This window comes from Bradyrhizobium sp. SZCCHNR1098 (assembly GCF_032489375.1).
GTDB lineage: Bacteria > Pseudomonadota > Alphaproteobacteria > Rhizobiales > Xanthobacteraceae > Bradyrhizobium.
Map to the genome: position 1 here is coordinate 163,813 of NZ_JAUEXY010000011.1, position 18,986 is coordinate 182,798.

General features: G+C 65.5%; 18 protein-coding genes. 3 read left to right on the plus strand and 15 right to left on the minus strand.

All coding sequences use genetic code 11. From position 1 onward, the window contains the following. Window positions 1-5 precede the first annotated feature (5 nt). The 5 genes from QX135_RS23165 to cyoA are packed head-to-tail and all read right to left on the minus strand — an operon-like array spanning window position 6 to window position 5,016. Entirely contained in the window at window positions 6-839 is an 834-nt protein-coding gene (locus QX135_RS23165) for an SURF1 family protein (protein ID WP_316178550.1), read from the minus strand. Next, window positions 839-1,198, minus strand: a complete 360-nt coding sequence (gene cyoD, locus QX135_RS23170; protein ID WP_316178548.1) for a cytochrome o ubiquinol oxidase subunit IV — start codon at window positions 1,196-1,198, stop codon at window positions 839-841. The genes QX135_RS23165 and cyoD overlap by 1 nt, the downstream gene beginning before the upstream one ends. Next, entirely contained in the window at window positions 1,195-1,824 is a 630-nt protein-coding gene (cyoC, locus tag QX135_RS23175; RefSeq protein WP_316178546.1) for a cytochrome o ubiquinol oxidase subunit III, read from the minus strand. The genes cyoD and cyoC overlap by 4 nt, the downstream gene beginning before the upstream one ends. Continuing rightward, window positions 1,821-3,830, minus strand: a complete 2,010-nt coding sequence (gene cyoB / locus QX135_RS23180) for a cytochrome o ubiquinol oxidase subunit I (protein WP_316178544.1) — start codon at window positions 3,828-3,830, stop codon at window positions 1,821-1,823. The genes cyoC and cyoB overlap by 4 nt, the downstream gene beginning before the upstream one ends. 10 nt (window positions 3,831-3,840) lie before the next feature. Then, window positions 3,841-5,016, minus strand: coding sequence for a ubiquinol oxidase subunit II (cyoA, locus tag QX135_RS23185; protein WP_316178542.1), 1,176 nt, complete (start codon window positions 5,014-5,016; stop codon window positions 3,841-3,843). A gap of 154 nt (window positions 5,017-5,170) precedes the next feature. On the opposite strand from cyoA, the gene QX135_RS23190 reads away from it, so the two are divergent. Continuing rightward, window positions 5,171-6,481 (plus strand): MFS transporter, encoded by a 1,311-nt coding sequence (locus QX135_RS23190; RefSeq protein ID WP_316178540.1) that lies wholly within the window; start codon window positions 5,171-5,173, stop codon window positions 6,479-6,481. Between the two features lie 4 nt (window positions 6,482-6,485). Here QX135_RS23190 and QX135_RS23195 read toward each other — a convergent pair whose 3' ends face one another. From QX135_RS23195 to QX135_RS23230, 8 genes are all read right to left on the minus strand, one after another. Further along, window positions 6,486-8,198, minus strand: coding sequence for a thiamine pyrophosphate-binding protein (locus QX135_RS23195; protein ID WP_316178538.1), 1,713 nt, complete (start codon window positions 8,196-8,198; stop codon window positions 6,486-6,488). Between the two features lie 28 nt (window positions 8,199-8,226). After that, window positions 8,227-9,165, minus strand: a complete 939-nt coding sequence (locus tag QX135_RS23200) for an AEC family transporter (protein ID WP_315755020.1) — start codon at window positions 9,163-9,165, stop codon at window positions 8,227-8,229. Window positions 9,166-9,202: 37 nt separating this feature from the next. After that, entirely contained in the window at window positions 9,203-10,756 is a 1,554-nt protein-coding gene (locus QX135_RS23205) for an AMP-binding protein (protein ID WP_316178536.1), read from the minus strand. An 81-nt stretch (window positions 10,757-10,837) separates the two neighbouring features. Beyond that, entirely contained in the window at window positions 10,838-11,470 is a 633-nt protein-coding gene (locus QX135_RS23210) for a hypothetical protein (protein WP_316178534.1), read from the minus strand. Then, window positions 11,467-11,997: a c-type cytochrome gene (locus QX135_RS23215; RefSeq protein WP_315755013.1), complete on the minus strand. Its 531-nt coding sequence runs from the start codon at window positions 11,995-11,997 to the stop codon at window positions 11,467-11,469. Before QX135_RS23215 ends, QX135_RS23210 begins: the two co-directional genes overlap by 4 nt. 58 nt (window positions 11,998-12,055) lie before the next feature. Next, a complete protein-coding gene (locus tag QX135_RS23220; RefSeq protein ID WP_316234307.1) occupies window positions 12,056-12,730 on the minus strand; it encodes a hypothetical protein in 675 nt (224 codons plus the stop codon). Beyond that, on the minus strand, window positions 12,651-13,805 hold the full coding sequence (locus QX135_RS23225; RefSeq protein WP_316178530.1) for a PQQ-binding-like beta-propeller repeat protein: 1,155 nt from the start codon (window positions 13,803-13,805) through the stop codon (window positions 12,651-12,653). The genes QX135_RS23220 and QX135_RS23225 overlap by 80 nt, the downstream gene beginning before the upstream one ends. Window positions 13,806-13,896: 91 nt before the next feature. Beyond that, on the minus strand, window positions 13,897-14,421 hold the full coding sequence (locus QX135_RS23230) for a copper chaperone PCu(A)C (RefSeq protein WP_316178528.1): 525 nt from the start codon (window positions 14,419-14,421) through the stop codon (window positions 13,897-13,899). A gap of 138 nt (window positions 14,422-14,559) precedes the next feature. Between QX135_RS23230 and QX135_RS23235 the strand changes: the two genes are divergently transcribed. Together QX135_RS23235 and QX135_RS23240 are read left to right on the plus strand one after the other, a co-directional pair. Then, the gene (locus QX135_RS23235) at window positions 14,560-15,273 is read left to right on the plus strand and encodes a GntR family transcriptional regulator (RefSeq protein WP_316178526.1); all 714 of its coding nucleotides are present in this window, start codon (window positions 14,560-14,562) and stop codon (window positions 15,271-15,273) included. A gap of 100 nt (window positions 15,274-15,373) precedes the next feature. Next, window positions 15,374-16,060 carry a GntR family transcriptional regulator gene (locus tag QX135_RS23240; RefSeq protein ID WP_316178524.1) on the plus strand — a complete coding sequence of 229 codons (687 nt, stop codon included), beginning with the start codon at window positions 15,374-15,376 and terminating at the stop codon, window positions 16,058-16,060. 121 nt (window positions 16,061-16,181) lie between these two features. On the opposite strand, the gene QX135_RS23245 is transcribed toward QX135_RS23240, so the two are convergent. After that, window positions 16,182-17,549 (minus strand): sensor histidine kinase, encoded by a 1,368-nt coding sequence (locus QX135_RS23245; RefSeq protein ID WP_315811240.1) that lies wholly within the window; start codon window positions 17,547-17,549, stop codon window positions 16,182-16,184. Continuing rightward, complete coding sequence (locus QX135_RS23250; RefSeq protein WP_316178522.1) at window positions 17,524-18,981, minus strand: sigma-54 dependent transcriptional regulator; 1,458 nt, start codon at window positions 18,979-18,981, stop codon at window positions 17,524-17,526. The genes QX135_RS23245 and QX135_RS23250 overlap by 26 nt, the downstream gene beginning before the upstream one ends. Between the last annotated feature and the right edge of the window lie 5 nt (window positions 18,982-18,986).

Here is an 18,986-nt window from a genome sequence, read left to right on the forward strand (position 1 = left end):
ATCCCTCAAGACGCCGCCCCGCATCCACCCATGTCCTGCCGCCGCTGATCCCATTCCACATCCTGCGCCGCCGGCGCCTCGCGCTCACTCTGCCCGCGGCGGAGCCGCTGCAGCCCGGCACCGGCCAGCATGAGGGCCAATGTAAGCCAGGTCAGCGCGTAAACCAGATGGTTGTTCGGAAACGAGATCACGGTCAGTCCGCCGATCGGAAGCCCGTCGGGATTCGGGGTCGCATCGGCATCGACGAAGAATGGCGCGACGTCGGACAGACCGCGCGCCGCCGCGATCGCCGCGACGTCACGTGAATACCAGCGATTTCCGGCGGGATCGTTGTGGCGCAGGAAGCCGCCGCCGGGCTCGGAGATCCGCAGCAATCCGGTCACGCTGACCGTGCCATCCGGGTTCCCGGCGCTGCGGCTTGCGGGGTCGCGGCGATCCGCGGGCACGAAGCCGCGATTGACGAGCACGGTGCCGCCGGCGGTCTGTAGAGGCGTCAGCACCCAGTAGCCCGAACCCTCGACCGTCAGCGCCTGGACCAGCGTCTCGCGATCGTTGAGGAAGCGGCCGCTCAACGTTATCAGCTTGTACTCGTCGTCGCCGCGATTGATCGCTGGCCATGCCGCCGGGCTCGGCGCCGGCACGGGCGCGGCGTGAACGCGGCGCTCGATGCGCTTGATCAGGTCGAGCTTCCAGGCCCGCCGCTCGATCTGCCAGACGCCGAGCGCCAGCAGCATCGCGACGCACGCAACCCACGCCGCGCCGATCGCGAACCGCTGCGCGCCGGATCGCCCGCGGCGGGCCTCGTCGCGTTCCCCTGCCCCGTCGGCAGGAGCTGACATCACGGCGTCTGGCCCATCTCGTGTACCGGCATCATGTTGGTGGTCAGGTGATGCATGACCCAGAGCGAGCCCGAGAGCGCGATCACCACCATGATGATGGTGAAGATCAGCGCCATCATAGTCCAGCCGCCCTCGGCCTTGGTGTTCATGTGCAGGAAGAAGATCATGTGGACGACGACCTGCACGGCCGCGAATGCCATGATGATCAGCGCCGTGGCCTGCTTGTCGAGCGAGCCGTTCATGACCAGCAGAAACGGAATCGCCGTCAGGACGACGGAGGCGCCGAAGCCGATCAGCTGGCCGGAGCGCGTGCCGGCGTGGTCCTCGGCCGAACCGTGCGCGTGTGCATCAGAGCTCATCGAAGCATTCCCATCAGATAGACGAAGGTGAAGACACCAATCCAGATCACGTCGAGGAAGTGCCAGAACATGCTGAGGCAGACCAGCCGGCGGCGGTTGGCTTCGATCAGGCCGTGGGTCCTGACCTGCACCATCAGGGTGACCAGCCAGACCAGACCGAACGTCACGTGCAGGCCGTGGGTTCCAACGAGCGTAAAGAACGACGACAGGAAGGCGCTGCGCTGCGGCGTCGCGCCCTCATGGATCATGTGCGCGAACTCGGTCAGCTCGATGCCGAGGAAGGCGAGGCCGAACAGCCCGGTCACCACGAGCCAGGCCTGCATCGCGCCAACGCGGTTCCGCTGCATCGACAGCATCGCAAAGCCATAGGTGAGCGACGACAGCAGCAGGAACGAGGTGTTGACCGCGACCAGCGACAGGTCGAACAGATCCTTCGGCGCCGGCCCGGCGGCGTATCTGGCGCCGAGCACGCCATAGACGGCAAACAGGATCGCAAAGATGAGACAGTCGCTCATCAGATAGATCCAGAAGCCGAGCATCGTACTGCTGCCTTCGGGATGCTCGTGCTCGTCGACGACATAGAAGACCGGCTCCCCGGCCTTCAGCGTGCCCATCGCAACGGTCATGACTTGGCTCCTGCCACGAGCAGCTCGGTGCGCGCGCGCTCGACGCTGACGACCTCATCGGCCGGGATGTGGAAGCTGCGGTGATAGTTGAAGGTGTGGCCGATCGCCACCGCGAGCAGTGCGACGAAGCTGCCTGCCGCCATCCACCACATGTACCAGATCAGTCCGAAGGCCATGGTGGTGCTGAGGCCCGCCAGGATCACGCCGGTGCCCGTGTTGCTCGGCATGTGGATCGCCTTGAAGCCGGCGAGCGGACGCGCGTAGCCGCGGCGCTTCATGTCCCACCAGGCGTCGTTGTCGTGGACGACGGGCGTGAAGGCGAAGTTGTAGGCCGGCGGCGGCGACGACGTCGCCCATTCCAGGGTGCGCGCATTCCAGGGATCGCCGGAGACGTCGGCGAGCTGCTCGCGGCGGAGGATGCTGACCGCGATCTGGATCAGGAAGCTCGCGATGCCCAGCAGGATCAGGAACGCACCGACGCCGGCGATGATGAACCATATCTGCAGGCTCGGATCGTCGAAGGTGCGCAGCCGACGGGTCACGCCCATCAGGCCGAGCACGTAGAGCGGCATGAACGCGAAGTAGAAGCCCACGGTCCAGAACCAGAACGACATCTTGCCCCAGAACGGATCGAGCCTGAAGCCGAACGCCTTGGGGAACCAGTAGGCGATGCCGGCGAACAGGCCGAACAGCACGCCGCCGATGATGACGTTGTGGAAATGCGCGACCAGGAACAGGCTGTTGTGCAGGACGAAGTCGGCCGGCGGCACCGCAAGCAGCACGCCGGTCATGCCGCCGATCACGAAAGTCAGCATGAAGGCGACGGTCCACATCATCGGCAGCTCGAAGCGGATGCGGCCGCGATACATCGTGAACAGCCAGTTGAACATCTTCGCCCCTGTCGGGATCGAGATGATCATCGTGGTGATGCCGAAGAACGAGTTGACGCTGGCGCCGGAGCCCATCGTGAAGAAATGGTGCAGCCAGACGAGGTACGACAGGATGGTGATGACGACGGTGGCGTAGACCATCGAGGTGTAGCCGAACAGCCGCTTGCCCGAGAAGGTCGAGGTCACCTCGGAGAAGATGCCGAACGCCGGCAGGATGAGAATGTAGACCTCCGGATGGCCCCAGATCCAGATGAGGTTCACATACATCATCGGATCGCCGCCGAAATCATTGGTGAAGAAGTTGGTGCCGACGTAGCGGTCGAGCGACAGCAACGCCAGCACCGCCGTCAGCACCGGGAAGGAGGCGACAATCAGCACATTGGTGCACAGCGAGGTCCAGGTGAAGACCGGCATCTTCATCATGGTCATGCCGGGCGCACGCATCTTCACGATGGTGCAGATCAGGTTGACGCCGGACAACAGCGTGCCAACGCCGGCCACCTGCAGCGCCCAGATGTAGTAATCGACGCCGACATCCGGACTGTAGGAGAGGTTCGACAGCGGCGGATAGGCCAGCCAGCCGGTGCGCGCGAACTCGCCGACGAACAGCGAGCACATCACCAGCACGGCGCCCGACGTGGTCATCCAGAAGCTGAAATTGTTGAGGAACGGGAACGACACGTCGCGGGCGCCGATCTGCAGCGGCACGACGTAGTTCATCAGACCGGTGACCAGCGGCATCGCCACGAAGAAGATCATGATCACGCCGTGCGCCGTGAACACCTGATCATAATGGTGCGAGTTCAGGTAGCCTTCGGAGCCGTTGAACGCGATCGCCTGCTGGAGGCGCATCATCAGCGCATCGGCGAAGCCGCGCAGCAGCATGACGATGCCGAGCACCATGTACATGATGCCGATGCGCTTGTGGTCGACGGTGGTGAACCACTCCTTCCACAGATAGCCCCACAGCCGGAAATAGGTGATAGCGCCGAACAGCGCGATGCCGCCGAGCGCGACCATCGCGAAGGTGCCGACGATGATCGGCTCGTGCAGCGGCAGCGACTCCTGCGTGAGCCGGCCGAAGATCAATCGGGTGAGATCTGACGTGTCGAACATGATGTGACCCTCACGAATCCGACTTGGAGGCTGGCCCCGTGATGAAAGACGCCTTCGACGGCCGCTGCAGGCTGGGCCGTTCAAGGCCGCGGCCCTGCAGCGGCGTCCAATCGAGCGGCGCGAGAATGGTGGGCGAGGAATCGTCTGCCATCCGCGTGACCTGATCGCCCGGCAGGCAGACGCCGCCGGCGACGAAGCTCGGCTCGGCGCCGAAGACGGCGCCACGCGCGGCGAACTTGTCGTAAGCGAGCGGCAGCGTGTTGCGGACGCCGGCCAGGCCCATGCCGCCTCTCGCGTCGATCGCCATCATCTCGCTCATGCACATCTTGCCCGATTCGACGCACATGTTGAGGATGGCGCGGAACAGGTCAGCATCGACCGAGGCGAAATGGCGGACGGGCTCGTCCGTGCTGGGACGCTCAAGCACGAGATAATCCGGCTTGCCGAGGTGATTGCCATTGGCCTTCGCCCTCTCGATCCAGCCGGAAAACTCCGCATCCGACAGACCATGAAAGGCAAAGCGCATGCTGGAAAAGCCGGCACCACTATAGTTGGCCGAGAAGCCGCGATAGACGCCGGGCTTGTTGATGACGGCGTGCAGCCGGCTCTGCATGCCAGGCATCGCATAGATCTGGCCGGCCAGAGCGGGGATGTAGAACGAGTTCATCACCGAGGACGACGTGATCTTGAAATCCAGCGGCCGGTTCACCGGTGCGGCGAGTTCATTGACGCTGGCGACGCCGTATTCCGGATAGATGAACAGCCACTTCCAATCGAGCGCGACAACGTTCACCTCGAGCGGCTTGTCCTGCGGCGTCACCGGACGATCGACCGCGATGCGCCCGAGCGTGCGGTAGGGATCGAGCAGATGCGTGCCCATCCATGTGACCGCGCCCAGGCAGATGATGATGAGCAGCGGCGCCGCCCAGATCAGAAGCTCGAGCTGGGTGGAGTGATCCCAATCCGGCGTGTAGGTCGCCGCCTGGTTCGACTGGCGGTAGCGCCAGGCCACGATCGCCGTCGCCGCCATCACCGGCACCACGATCAGGAGCATCAGCACGGTCGCGATGATCACGAGATCGCGCTGTTGGGCGGCGACATCACCGGAGGGGGCGAGCACGACCAGATTGCAGCCGCCGAGCGCGAGCCCCAGCGGCAGCAGAGCCAAGGATTTCCAGTAACGCACGCTTAACCTCGTCGCACGGCGGATCTCTGAACGAGGCCTCACCTAGCGACCGGACGACACGGCCGACATTGGACAATTTGTCCAATACCGGAGCGGCGCCGAGGACGACAATTACGGGGCGCGAATAGAGTACGAGAGGACTGCAGGCAGCGCGATGACACAGGCAGCGGCGACCGCCGACGGCGAAACCCATCTCTCCCGCACGCATGAGGCGCATCCGGGCGAGATCGCGATCGGCGTGATCATCGGGCGCACATCGGAGTTCTTCGACTTCTTCGTCTATGCCATCGCCTCGGTGATCGTGTTTCCGCGCCTGGTGTTTCCGTTTGCGGACGAGCTGACGCAGACCCTGTATTCGTTCGCGCTGTTCGCGCTCGCCTTCCTCGCGCGTCCGTTCGGCAGCGTGATCTTCATGGCGATCGACCGCCGCTACGGCAAGAGCGCCAAGCTGATCACCGCATTGTTCCTGCTGGGCACCTCGACCGTCGCGATCGCGTTCCTGCCGAGCTACCACACCGTCGGTGCGGCGGCGATCTGGCTGCTGGCGCTCGCGCGGATCGGCCAGGGTCTCGCCTGGGGCGGCGCCTGGGACGGGCTGGCGTCGCTGCTCGCGATGAATGCGCCGGAGCACCAGCGCGGCTGGTACGCGATGATCCCGCAGCTCGGCGCGCCGCTCGGGCTGATCGTCGCCAGCGTGCTGTTCGCGTTCTTCGTCGGTTATCTCTCCGCGGCCGACTTCTTCGACTGGGGCTGGCGCTACCCGTTCTTCGTGGCGTTTGCCATCAACGTCGTGGCGCTGTTCGCGCGGCTGCGCATGGTCGTGACGCCGGAGTATGACGAGCTGTTCCAGTCGCGCGAATTGCAGCCGGCACGCGTCATCACCACGATTCGGCACGAGGGCCGCAACATCGTGATCGGCGCCTTCGCGCCGCTGGCGAGCTTCGCCCTGTTCCACATGGTGACGGTGTTTCCACTGTCCTGGGTGTTCCTGTTCACCAAGGAGACGCCGGCACGCTTCCTGCTCATCGAGGCCGTCGGTGCGGTGTTCGGCGTCGTCGCCATTGTCGCGTCTGGCATGCTGGCCGACCGTATCGGTCGCAAGTCGCTCTTGATCGGCTCGGCGATCGCAATCGCGGTGTTCTCGGGCTTCGCGCCGCAACTGCTCGACGCCGGCCCGGTCGGCGAGACCATCTACATGGTGCTCGGCTTCATCCTGCTCGGCCTGTCGTTCGGCCAGTCCTCGGGCGCGATCGCGTCGAACTTCGCCCGCACCTATCGTTACACGGCCTCGGCCCTGACCGCCGACTTGGCGTGGTTGTTCGGCGCCGGCTTCGCGCCGCTGGCGGCGCTGCTGCTGGCGTCGTATTTCGGCCTTCTGTCAGCCGGTGGCTATCTGCTCTCGGGCGCCGTCTGCACCCTGCTCGCGCTGTGGCTCAGCGCGCCGCGGCAGCTGCAGCAGGTGTGAGGCCTCACGAGCCGCGCCACTTCCGTTCCGCCTCGTCCCACGCCGCGAGCGGCTGCAGGTCCGGCACCCAGGCGAGGCCAGTCTTGGCGTCCGACGACACCGCTTCCGGCGTGACGACCATGTCGAGCAGCGCCGGGCGGTTGGCCAGCGCGCGCTGGATTGCGGGGCCGAGCTGCTCCTCGGTCTCGACGCGCTCGGCATGCATGCCGAAGGCGCGCGCCATGGCGGCGTGATCGGCGAATTGCAGCTTCGTGCCGACGACCTTGCCATGTGTCACGGCCTGGTCGTGCACCTCGATCTGCCAGGCGCCGTTGTTGGCGACGACGATCAGCACCGGAGCCTTGTGGCGCACCGCGGTGTCTACCTCGATCGCGTTGAAGCCGAAGGCGCCGTCGCCGGTCGCGACCACCACGGGCTTGTCGGGAAAAGCGAGGCTCGCGGCGATGCCATAGGGCACGCCGATGCCGATGCAGCCGAAGGGGCCGGGATCGAGCATCAGGGGCGCGCTGAGGCCGACGCGGGCAAAGGACAGGAAATCGCCGCCGTCGGTGATGACCACGGCGTCATTGCCGATCGCGTCCTGGATGGCGGAGAGCACGCGATTGGGATGCAACCGGCCGTCGGAGCCGGCCGGCGCCGTCGCCATGCTCTGCTTCAGCTTGGCCGCGCGCTCCTGATGCGCGACCCGCAGTTTTGCGGCCCATTGCCGATCGACGGCCGATTCGCGGTTGCCCGCCAGCCCGACCATCGCGCGCAAGGTCTCCGCTGGTGCCGCCAGGATCTCGGCCCCACCGCGCCGATTGTCGCGCAGCTCGCTCGCGGTGTCGCTGATGCGGACGAACTTGGCGTCCTTGAACACGGCCGGCGAGCCGTAGGCGAGCTGGAAGTCGAGCCGGCGGCCGACCGTCAGCGCCACATCGGCATCGCCCATCACGGCGCCGCGCATCGCACCGACGACCGAGGGATGATCGTCGGGCACAAGCCCCCTGCTCTCGCCGGTGTCGAGATAGACGGCGCCGAGCCGGTCGAGCAGCGCGATCAGCTCGGGCCCGGCGCCGCGCGCGCCGCGGCCGGAGATGACGAGCACACGGCGCGCCGACCACAACAGCTCGACCGCTTTTTCCACCTCCGCCGGGTCCGGCCGCGTCGCGGCGCGCGGCTTCGGCGCGAGATGCTCCTCGAGTTGCAGCGCCTTCGGCACGACGCCGCGCAGCGTATCGACGGGAAAATCGATGAACACAGGCCCCGGCTCGCCGCCGTCGCCGACGGCGCGGGAGATCGCCTCGTCGAGCTCCTGCAGCACCAGCGACGGCTCGCGCACAGTGCGCGCATAGCGCGTGATCGAGCGCACGAGCTGGGTGTGATCCATGTCCTGCAGGCCACCGCGGTTCTCCTGCGGCCGCGGATTGCCGCCCGACATCACCAGCACCGGCGCGCGCGACACGTGGGCATTGGCGATGCCGGTGATCGCGTTGGTCACGCCCGGCCCCGCGGTGACCAGCGCGACGCCGAGCTCGCCGGTGAGCTCGGCATGCGCCTGCGCCATGTGCACGGCGGCGCGCTCGTCGCGCACGTCGATGATGCGGATGCCTTCCGCATCGAGCCGCATCCAGATCGGCATGATGTGGCCGCCGCACAGCGCGAACACGCGGCTGACGCCGCGGCGCTTGAGCAGGCGGGCGATCAGATCGGCGGCACTGTCGGAAGAGATCTTCATCTGACGACTCCTGCGGATGGTGACGTGATCAGCCCGGCGCGAGCCAGGCCACGAGCAGCGAGACGGTGAGAACGGCGAAGATATGCGAGACGAGAATCGAGCCCGAGGTGACGCCGGCCTCCAGACCATAGAGCTTGGCGATCGTGAACGGCCCGGAGCCGATCGGCAGCGCGCTCAGGATCACGGCGGAATGCGACCACAGCGGCGGCATCGAGAACACGTGGAAGGCAAGCAGCGCGGTGACCGCCGGCTGCATCACGAGCTTCAGCGATACGAGAATGCCGATCGAAGCCGCATCGTGCGTCACCACCCGTTCCTGCGCCAGGAACAGGCCGATGCACACGAGCGCCGCCGGCGATGCTGCTCCACCAAGCAAAGTCGTGAAGCTCAGGAACGGCGCCGGCAATGCAAAGCCGCTGAGGCCCACCGCGAGCCCGGCCACGGGCGCGATGAACAACGGGCTCGTCAGCAGCGAACGCGCGACCTTGGCGACCGTCGCCCCGAGCGTGGCGCCCTTCTGAAGATCCATCTCGACGACCACGATCGCGAACAGGAACAGCACGCAGGCCGTGAACAAGGTGGCGATGATCGAGGCCGGCGCGCTGTCCGGGCCGAACACCAAGAGGCACATCGGAATGCCCATGAAGCCGACATTGCTGTAGCCGGCGTCCAGTCCCTCGATGCTGGCGTTCGCAACGCGACGGCCGCGCAGACGGCTGATCACGAAACCGGTCGCGAACGTCGCGGCAATGCCGCCGCAGAAGGCGCCGATGAAGCCGAACTGGCTGACCTGCTCGACGCCGATCCTGGACATCGCCGTGAAGATCAGCGCCGGCAGCGCCAGATAGACCGCGAAGCGGTTGAGATTGTCGGTCGCAGTGCGGTCGAACACACCGAACCAGCCGCACAGGAATCCGGTCAGGATCAGCGCGAAGATCGGAAGGGCGGAATTGAGGACGGCCTGCATCGCAGCTACATATCAGACCGTACGGCATTGCAGCGACTCACTGCGTAAATCTCTTCTTCAATTCGCGATGCAGGATCTTGCCTGTCGCGTTGCGCGGCATCTCGCTATCGGTGATGAAGGCGTAGGAGCGCGGCCGCTTGAAGCCGGCGAGCCGTTCTTTCGCCCATTCGGCCAGATCGCCCTCCTTCACCGCCATGCCGTCGCGGGGCACGATCACGGCATGGACGCGCTCGCCCCATTTGTCGTCGGGCAGGCCGATCACCGCGATGTCCTTGACACCAGGATGCGCGCCGACCATCGCCTCGACCTCGGAGGGATAGATGTTTTCGCCGCCTGAGATGATCAGGTTGCTCTTGCGGTCGGCGAGATGGATGTAGCCGTCGGCATCGCGACGGGCCATGTCGCCGACCGAGCAGTAGTCGCCGCGGAACGCCTCCTTGGTCTTCTCCGGCAGACGCCAATAGCAGTCGAAGGTGTGAGCGTTCGAGGAATAGAGCTCGCCTGCCTCGCCGTCTGGCACCTCATGTCCCGCATCATCCAAGATGCGGATGGGCGCGGCGCCGACGCATTCGCGCCCGACCGAGCCGAGCTTGGTGAACTGCTCATGCGGATGCAGCATGGTGACCCAGCCGGTCTCGGTCGCGCCATAGAGCTCGTAGAGCCCGGACTTCGGGAACATCTCCATCACCTCGCGCTTGGTCTCCGGGCGGGCCGGCGCCGAGGAGATCATCAGCTTGGCGACCGCGCTGAAATCATGCTGCGCGCGCACCGCGCGCGGCAGATCCAGCATCATGATGTAGTGCGTCGGGACCAGCGAGGTGAACGTGGAGCCGCCGTCCGCAAGCGTCGTCACGGCGTGCTCGGGATCGAAACTCTTGCGCGAATAGATCGAGTTGACGCCACCGATATAACCGAACGCGCCGAAGAAGTTCAGCGAGTTGGCGTGGCACATCGGCATCACCAGCAGCGCGCCGTCGTTGCGGCTCAGCTTCAGCTCGATCTCGGTGACCATCGACAAGAGGACGGCGCTGCGATGGCTGCGCAGCACGCCCTTGGGCTTGCCGGTGGTGCCGGAAGTGTACATCAAGGTCCAGGGATCGGACAGCGCGACCTGCTGGTCGGGCTCCCGATCCGCGGCCATCGCAATGATGTCCTCATAGCCGCGATAGCCTGCCGGACGCGGCTTCGCGCCGAAATGGATGAAGCGGTCATCGGCGATGCCGAGATCCGTGCGCGCCTCCTCGACCAGGCCGACGAGTTCGTCCTGCACGATCATCGCCGCCGCTTCGGCGTTCTGGACGATGAACTGCACCTCGGACGCGGTGAGGCGGAAATTGATCGGCAGCGCCACCAACCCGGCTTTGGCTGTGGCCGCATAGATCTCGCACCATTCGACGCAATTGTAGGCAAGGATCGCAACGCGATCGCCCTTGGCAAGGCCGAGCCCGAGCAGCGCGTTGGCGAGCCGGCACGTGCGCTCATTCCACAACGCAAAGCTCATCGCACGTTCGAGATCGCGGGCACCGGTGCGCTCCGGCGACATGCGCGCATGGGCCGACAGCATCTGCCCGAAATTCAAGAGATCCCTCATCGTCGTTTCCTCCCGGCAACCGGGTTCACGACGCCGACTGGCGCGCGCCTCCAGCGGAGCGCGATGAAGGTCGGCGGCGGGCTAGTTGATATCCTTGGTGATCCGCACCAGCGTCTGATCGACGAAGCTCTTGGCGTCCTGATCCGGCTTGCGGAACAGCTCGCGCTCGACCGTCAGCGTCCGGCCGGGCACCGTCTTCTTGCAGACCTCGCGCAGGAACACGCCGCCGACCGGCTGCTCGCCCGCCGTCGGCTCCAGCTCCTTGCAGTCCCAACCCTCGGCGCCATAGCGCGACTTCACCTGGTTGCCGAGCAGGAACGCCTTCTTGCGAATATAGAGCCGCGCCTTCGGATCGGTCTCGATCGTCAGGCCAGTGACGGTGCCCTTGTCGTCGACCAGGACCGTCAGCAGCACGGGATGACCGGCCACCTTGGTGCCGTCCTGGCTGGTCTCCGGATCGAAATCGAAACGCACCGCATGCCGCGCCTGCTCGTCCGCGGGACAATCGCGCCACGCCGACCACGCACTGAGCTTGCGGTTTGGGTCCTTGGCGCAGGTCAGATTGACATAGCCCTCACTAGGCAGGTCGCCGACCGGCATGCCGACGGTGATGTCACGCAGATCGTAGTTCGGCACGGCCTGCGCGGAGGCCGCATGCGTCAAGAAGGACAGCACGAACGTGGCGAAGATCGCAGCGCAGGTTGACCGTTTCATTTCGATGGCTCGCTTGCAGGCTTGCTGGCATTCGCCTTGTAGATATCGCAGACCCGGGACGTGTTGCCGAAGAAGGCGGTACACTCGTCGTAGCTCGGCTCGCCGCGTCCCTTGATGTGCGCGAGCACGTAGTCCGCGACCGCCTCGATATCGTTGGGCCGCAGGAACACGCCGCCTTCGGGCGGCATGCGCTCGCCGACATCCTGGCGGCTCATGTCGTAGCACTTCGCCGTGTCATAGGAGCCGCGCGCAAAGTACGGCATGCCCGTGCCGGGACGGCCGCAGGTGACGGTCTCGACGATGTGCTGGCGGTCGAGCTCGGTCTTGCGCAGCGACAGCGCGTCGCCGCCGTAGCCGCCGCCGCCATTGCCGTGCCATTTGTGGCAGCCGACGCAGTTCGCACGCTTGAACACGGCTTTGCCGGCATCGGTCGGATCTGCCGGCGCCGCAGACTGCGCCAATGCGAGCGAAGCGGAGCCGAGGACGAGAGCCGACGCCACAGCGAACGTGATCGCACTGAGTTTCATCTGATTTTCTTGTCGAACAGGACGGAGCGGAGGCTATGCCTCCGCTCCGCAATCGACTTCACAGCGAGAAGACGTAGAGCATCGAGCCGGGCTGGATCTTCTTCAGCTCGGGCGTGGATTCGATGAACCACTTGTCCCAGGCGCCGCCGAGACCGACCAGGATCGCGACATACTGCTTGCCGCCGACCGAGAACGTCACGGGAGGCGCATTGACGCCGCCGCCGGTGTTGAACTCCCACAGCTTCTGCAGCGTCTTGGCGTCGAGCGCCATCACCTCGCCCGAGGGCTGGCCGGTGAAGACCAGATCAGGCGTCGAAAGCATGCCCCCGAGGTTCGGGAACGGCGTCTCCATCTTGCCGGCGATCTTGCCGGTGGTGACATCGATCGCGGTCACGCTGCCCGTGATCTTGAACGGCTGGCTCGGTCCGCCGCCGGTCCAGAATTCGCGCGGCTTCAGCTTGTCCTTGGTCGCCTCCTCGACGGTGATCCGGTTGCAGCTCTCGATGACAGGGATGTACCAGAGCTTCAGGTCCGGATTGTAGGAGGTCGGCGGCCAGTTCTTGCCGCCCATGTTGCCCGGGCAGATGTCCGCGACCTTGTTCTCACGATGCGGCGTCACCGACGCATTGTAGCGCTGCACCGGGTTCTTCGGATCATACTCGATCGGCTTGCCGGTTTCGGCATCGAGCCCCTTGGCCCCAGATGAACTTGCCGCTGGTGCGGTCGATCGCATAGGCGAAGCCGTTGCGGTCGGCTTCGAGCGCGAGCTTCAGGGTGGAGCCGTTCGGCGCGGGCACATCGACCAGGACGTTCTCGGCGACGCTGTCATAGTCAAAGGGATCGTTCGGCGTGTGCTGATAGTGCCACTTGATCTTGCCGGTGTTGGCATCGAGCGCCAGCGAGCTGTCGGTGTAGAGGTTGTCGCCGGGACGATAGGCGTTGTCCCAGTCCGGACCGGGATTGCCGACGCCCCAGATGATGGTGTCGGTCGCCGGGTCGTAGGTCCCGGTCACCCAGGTCGAGCCGCCGCCGGCCGCAGCCGCGTCGTTGCTGTCCTTCCAGGTCTCGCTGCCCGGCTCGCCCTTCCCCGGAATGGTGTGGGTGCGCCAGACCTCCTTCTGCGTGCCGAGATCGGTCGCCGCGATCCAGCCGCGGATGCCGTATTCGGCGCCGGCCACGCCCGAGATCGCCATGTTCTTCACGATCAGCGGCGCACCGGTGATGACCTCGCCCTTGTCGGGATCGGCAACCTGGCGCTGCCAGGCAACCTGGCCGGTCTCCTTGTTGGTCGCAATCAGGCGGCCGTCGAGCGTGTGCGAGACGACCAGATCGCCCCACAGCGCGACGCCGCGATTGTCGACGCCGCAGCAGGCGATGGCGCCGGCCCAGTCGTGATCCGTCTTAGGATCCATCTTCCAGACCAGTTGGCCTTTGCCACCGCGCGCGTCGATCTTGTAGACCGAGCCCCAGCCGTCGGTGACATAGATCATGCCATTCTCGACGATCGGCGTGCCTTCGAGGCCGCCGTGGCTCCAGATGCCGCCGCCCTCGACGCCGCCGAGATGCATCGTCCAGGCGACCTTCAGGTTCTTGACGTTGTCCTTGTTGATCTCTTTCAGCGCCGAGAACCGTGTGCCCGAGTAGTTCTTATGATGGTGGAGCCAGTTGCCGGCTTCCTTGTCGGCGTTAAGCAGCCGTTCGGGGGTCATTTCGTCGGCGGCCTGCGCCGGCGATGCAAGCTGGAAACAGGCGAAGGCTGCGCTGGCCAGCAGCACCGCCCGCAGGGTCGACCTGACGTTAGTCCTCATCGTTTCCTTCTCCCATTATATTGATTATGAGTTGGAGCGAATACCACTCCGCCAAGCCCGAAGGCGGAGGGCAGCAGGCGACAAACACGCTTCAAGGCGACTTGCGAACCTCGACCTCCGTTTCGATGGATCCTGCTTTCTGGAATACGATCGTGCAGGTGAAGCGCTTGCCTGGCTCGAGCGGCTCCCGCGTCTGCAGCAGCATCACGTGATAGGCGGTCGGCAGCAGCACCAGGGTGCTGCCCGCGGCGATCGGAATGTTGGGAATGGAGCGCATCGCCGGAGCGCCTTCGCCGCGGTCGACGGTGTGCCGCTCCGAGAAATTGGCGATCGGACAACGCACGCGCATCAAGGCTTCCGGCGCGGTCGTGTCATTCTTGATCGTGATCAGCAACGGGATGTCGCGTCCCACCTCGGGCGCCGCCGGCACCCACGCATCGGACAAGGTCAGGCCTTCTCCGGCCGCCCCGAGCGCAGGCGCCATCGCGGCGAAGGACGCGACCGAGGCCACCAGCAATGCCCGCGACACCGCCAGCATGACGCCGGCGCGCACGCGGCCCTCCGAGCGCGCAGACCAAACCTGCTCGCGCTCCAGACTGGTCGGATCTTCCGACAACGGAGTCCCTCCCTATTTGGCCGCTTTTTAACTTGCCTTAACGCAGCGTCCTTTTTTGAATTCGTACTCTGAATTCGAATACCTCGCAAATGGATTTTCGGACTTGACATGCTAATGTGCGGCAAAATGTGGTGACCCATGCGAATCGTGCCCGCCGCTCCCTCTCTGGTCGACCAGGTCGTCGAAGCGATCACTGACGAGATCGTCAGCGGCGTTCTCACGCCGGGCTCGCGGCTGATCCAGGACGATCTGGCCCAGGCCTACGGGGTATCGCGCCAGCCAGTTCAGCAGGCGCTGATCCTGCTCCGCGGCTGCGGGCTGGTGCAGAGCGCGCCCGGCCGCGGCCTGATCGTGGCGCCGCTCGACCCCGGCCTCGTTCGGGACCTCTATGAGATGCGCGCGGTGCTCGAAGGCCTCGCGGCGCGGCTGGCCGCCGAGCGCGCGAGCGATCGCGCCGCGCGCGAAGGTCCGGCGTACATCGCGGCCGGCCACGAGGCGGTGAAGAGCGGGCTCGTCAACCGCAAGATCGAGACCGACATCGCCTTCCATTGCTTCCTCGGCGACCTCTCCGGCAACGCGCTGATCGGCGAGACGATGGCACCACATTGGCCCTGCCTGAAGCGCGTGATGTCCGACGTGCTGCAGAAGGAGCAGAGCATGTCCCGGGCGGTCTGGGACGAGCATGAGGACATTCTTGCAGCCGTGATCGAGGGCCGCAGCGACGAGGCCGAACGGCTGAGCCGCGAGCACATTTCGCGCGCGGCCAGTGTGTTCATCCATCACCTCGAAATCCAGCAGGACAGCAAGCCCAAGCAGCGGCGAACGCTCACTGCGCGGAAATTCTCGCTATGACCCCGTTCAGACCGACATCGGCCGCAATGCGAGCGCCGGGCTCCGGCACGGCAGCTCCACATTCGCGACCGGACATCACACCTGATCCCGTGGAGGCCGTGTGCCGCCGCTGAAGACACAGCCGAGCCTGACCGAACGCGTCTACGAGCGCATTCTCTCCGACATCGTCGGCGGCGAACTGCCGGAATCGGCCCGCCTCATTCAGGACGATCTGGCCCGCGACCTCGGCGTATCGCGCCAGCCGGTGCAGCAGGCGCTGCTGCTGCTGCGCAATCACGGCTTTGTGCGCGAGGCGCCGGGCCGCGGCCTGGAAGTCGCACCGATCGACACCGACTTCATCCGCAACCTCTATGAAATACGCGCGGTCGCCGAGGGCCTCGCCTGCCGGCTCGCGGCGACCCGCGGCGCCAAGCGAGCGGCCGAGGAAGGCCCGAATTTGATCGAGCAGGGCCGGAGCGCCGAGCGCGAGCATTCGGTCGAGAAGCTGATCGAGGCCGACGTCAAGTTTCATGAATTCCTCTACGAGATCTCCGGCAACTCCGTCATCCAGGACACCACGCTGCCGCATTGGCTGCATCTGCGCCGGCTGATGGGCGAGGTGCTGATGCGCGACGAGACGCCGCGGCGAATCTGGGATCAGCATGAGGACATCCTGCGGGCGGTGATCGCCGGCGATGCGCAGAAGGCCGAGGATCTCGCACGGCAACACATCACGCGAACCGCAACCGTGCTGCTGGCGCGGTTGACCAATCAGCGCGAGCGCGTGCCGGTCGAGACGGCGTCCTGATCACCTCAAGCTTGGCTTCTGCCCGCAACATCCGACGGCACCGCCGTCAGGAACCCCAGCATCGTTTCGAAGGGATACCCAGCATCCCACTTCAGCGTCGGCAGCAGCCCCGCCGCTATGGTCAAGCCGCCGGCAAGCTGAAAGAGAACGTGGCGCCGCCCTGCGGCTCGTTGGTCGCGGACAGCTCGCCGCCGTGCTCGCGGACGATGCCGTAGCTGATCCACAGCCCGAGCCCCGTCCCCTCCCCGACGCGCTTGGTCGTGAAGAACGGCTCGAAGATGTGGGTCAGATGATCCTTGTCGATGCCGGGGCCGTTATCGGTGATGCGAAAGGCGATCTCGTTGCCCTGGCGCGCCACCGCGACCAGAAGGCGCGGCAGGTCGGTCGATCGCATCGCGTCGATCGCGTTCTCCACGAGGTTGACGATCACCTGATGCAGCTGGCCTTCGTTGCCGGAGATCCACAGATCCGGCTCGACCTCGATCTGGATGTCGACACGATGCTGCTTGGTGCGCCCTGCCCACAGCACGGCGGTATTGATCAGCCGTTCGATGTTGACGCGCTCGACCTCGCCGAGCTTCGAGAACGACAGGCGGCGCAGGTTCTTGACGATCTCGCTGATGCGCACCGCACCTTCCAGCGTGCCGTCGATCAGCGGCCCGAAATCCTCCAGGATGGCGTCGATCCTCAGATCCGAGCGAAGCGCGGCGATGTCCTCGCTGACCGGCTGCTCATGGATGGCATCGAGATAGCCGACCAGCGAGGTGCGGTAGCGCATCAGGGTGTGGATGTTGCCATAGACGAAGCTGATCGGATTGTTCAGCTCGTGGGCCACGCCCGCGACGAGCCGGCCGAGGCTTGCCATCTTCTCCTGCTCGACCAATTGCCGCTGCGCCCGCTGCAGCTCCTGATGCGCCTTGTGCAGGGCCTCATAGGCGCGGCGCAGCTCGCCGATCGGACGGCCCGTCAGCACGACGCCGATGAAGCGGCCGCGATGGTCATGCCGCGGCGAGCTGTTGATCGCGAACAGGTCGGAGCTGACGCCGGCCGCCGCGGCAAAGCGCAATTCACCGTCGACCACTTCGGCGCTGCTGCGCGGCTTCAGCAGCGAGACAAGTTTGGGCCGATGATCGGGATCAATCATCTCGGCGATATCGCGACCGGCGATGTCGGCCAAGGCCCGTCCCGATGTCTGCAGAAAGGCGGAGTTGGCCTGCTGCACCGTGCCCCTGGCGTCACAGACGACCAGGATGTCGGAGACGGACTCGATGACGTTGGTGACGAACGCCTGGGCTTCCTCGAGCTCGGCGTTCTTGTGCTCGAGATCGACCTCGTAGCGCAGCAGGTCGGAATAGACCTCGTCCATCTTGCGGATCACTTCGATCCACACGCCTTCGCGCTCGCTGTCGAGTTCGAGCGTGCTGCTGCTCGCGATCAGCTTGAGCAGCGTGTCAGCCCCGGACTCAGGAGAGTGAGTGGCCTTTGCCATGTTTCTTCAGATCGTATCTCGACAATTTGTTCCGGAGCCCCACCCGTGACAGGCCGAGCTCGCTGGCGACGCGACTGATGTTACCATCATATTTCTCCAGACAGTGAACGATGATGGTCTTTTCGAGATCCTCGACCCTGTCCTTCAGGCTCCCGGAACCATTGAGCTTGCCATTGGGGATCGCGGGCGCGGCGCGGCGTGCGCTGCGCCGGGCGGCGAACGGCGGACAGCGCAGCTCGTCGGCATCGGCCAGCACGGCCATGCGCTGGATCTCGTTCTGCAGCTCGCGAACATTGCCGGGCCAGTGATAACGGGAGAATTCCTCCAGCGCCGTCGGTGCGAACCGCAGATGCGGCCGGTTGAACGATGTCTTCACCGCCGACAGCACGCCCTCGGCGATCAGCGGAATGTCCATCGGACGCTCGCGCAAGGACGGCATGTGCACCGGAAACGCGGCGAGCCGGTAGTACAGATCGCGGCGGAAGCGGCCGGCCTCGACTTCGGCCTCAAGATCCCGGTTGGTGGCAGCGACCACGCGCACGTCGACCTGGCGCACGCGCTGCGCGCCGAGCGGCCGGATCTCGCTCTCCTGCAGCACGCGGAGGAGCTTGACCTGAAATGCCGGCGAGGTCTCGCCTATCTCGTCGAGAAAGATGGTGCCGCCATCGGCGACCTCGAACAGGCCGATGCGGTCCTGATAGGCGCCGGTGAAGGCGCCCTTCTTGCAGCCGAATAGCTCGCTCTCGAGCAGCTCATCCGGCAGCGCGCCGCAATTCTCGACGACGAACGCCTTGGTGGCCCGCGCGGAGCCGTAGTGAATCGCGCGCGCCAAGAGCTCCTTGCCGGTGCCGGATTCGCCGGTGATCAAGACCGAGATGTCGTAGTCGGCGGCCCGCCGGCCGAGCTCGATCACGTTGCGCATCGGGCTCGCGGCCGAATGCACGATGCGGTCGAAATCATAGAGCTGCTTGGCGGCGCCGCGCTTGACCGACACCACCTTCTTGATATGGGCCGGCGTGGCCTTCACGTCGACGCCGGCGGTCTCCGTCTCCTTCTGCAGCCGGTACAGCTGCACGGCCTCGCGGACGATCTCGATCAGGCGATCCGGCTGCCAGGGCTTTGTGATGTACTGATAGATGCCGGCCTCGTTGAGGCCGGCGATGATGTCCTCGGAGTCCGAATAGCCGGAGATGATCATCCGTACAGGGTCGGGCCACATCTCGCGCACGCGCTTCAGGAAGCTGACGCCGGATTCCTGCGGCATGCGCTGGTCGCAGATCACGGCATGCACGATCTCGCCTTCGAGCAGCTTCTCGGCATCGTTCGTGTTGCCCGCGCACAAGACCTCGAAATCCTGGTTGAGGACGCGGCGCAGCGCCTCCTGCGACCGGACCTCGTCATCCACGACCAGTATCGTTCCCTGGATGCCCATCGCGC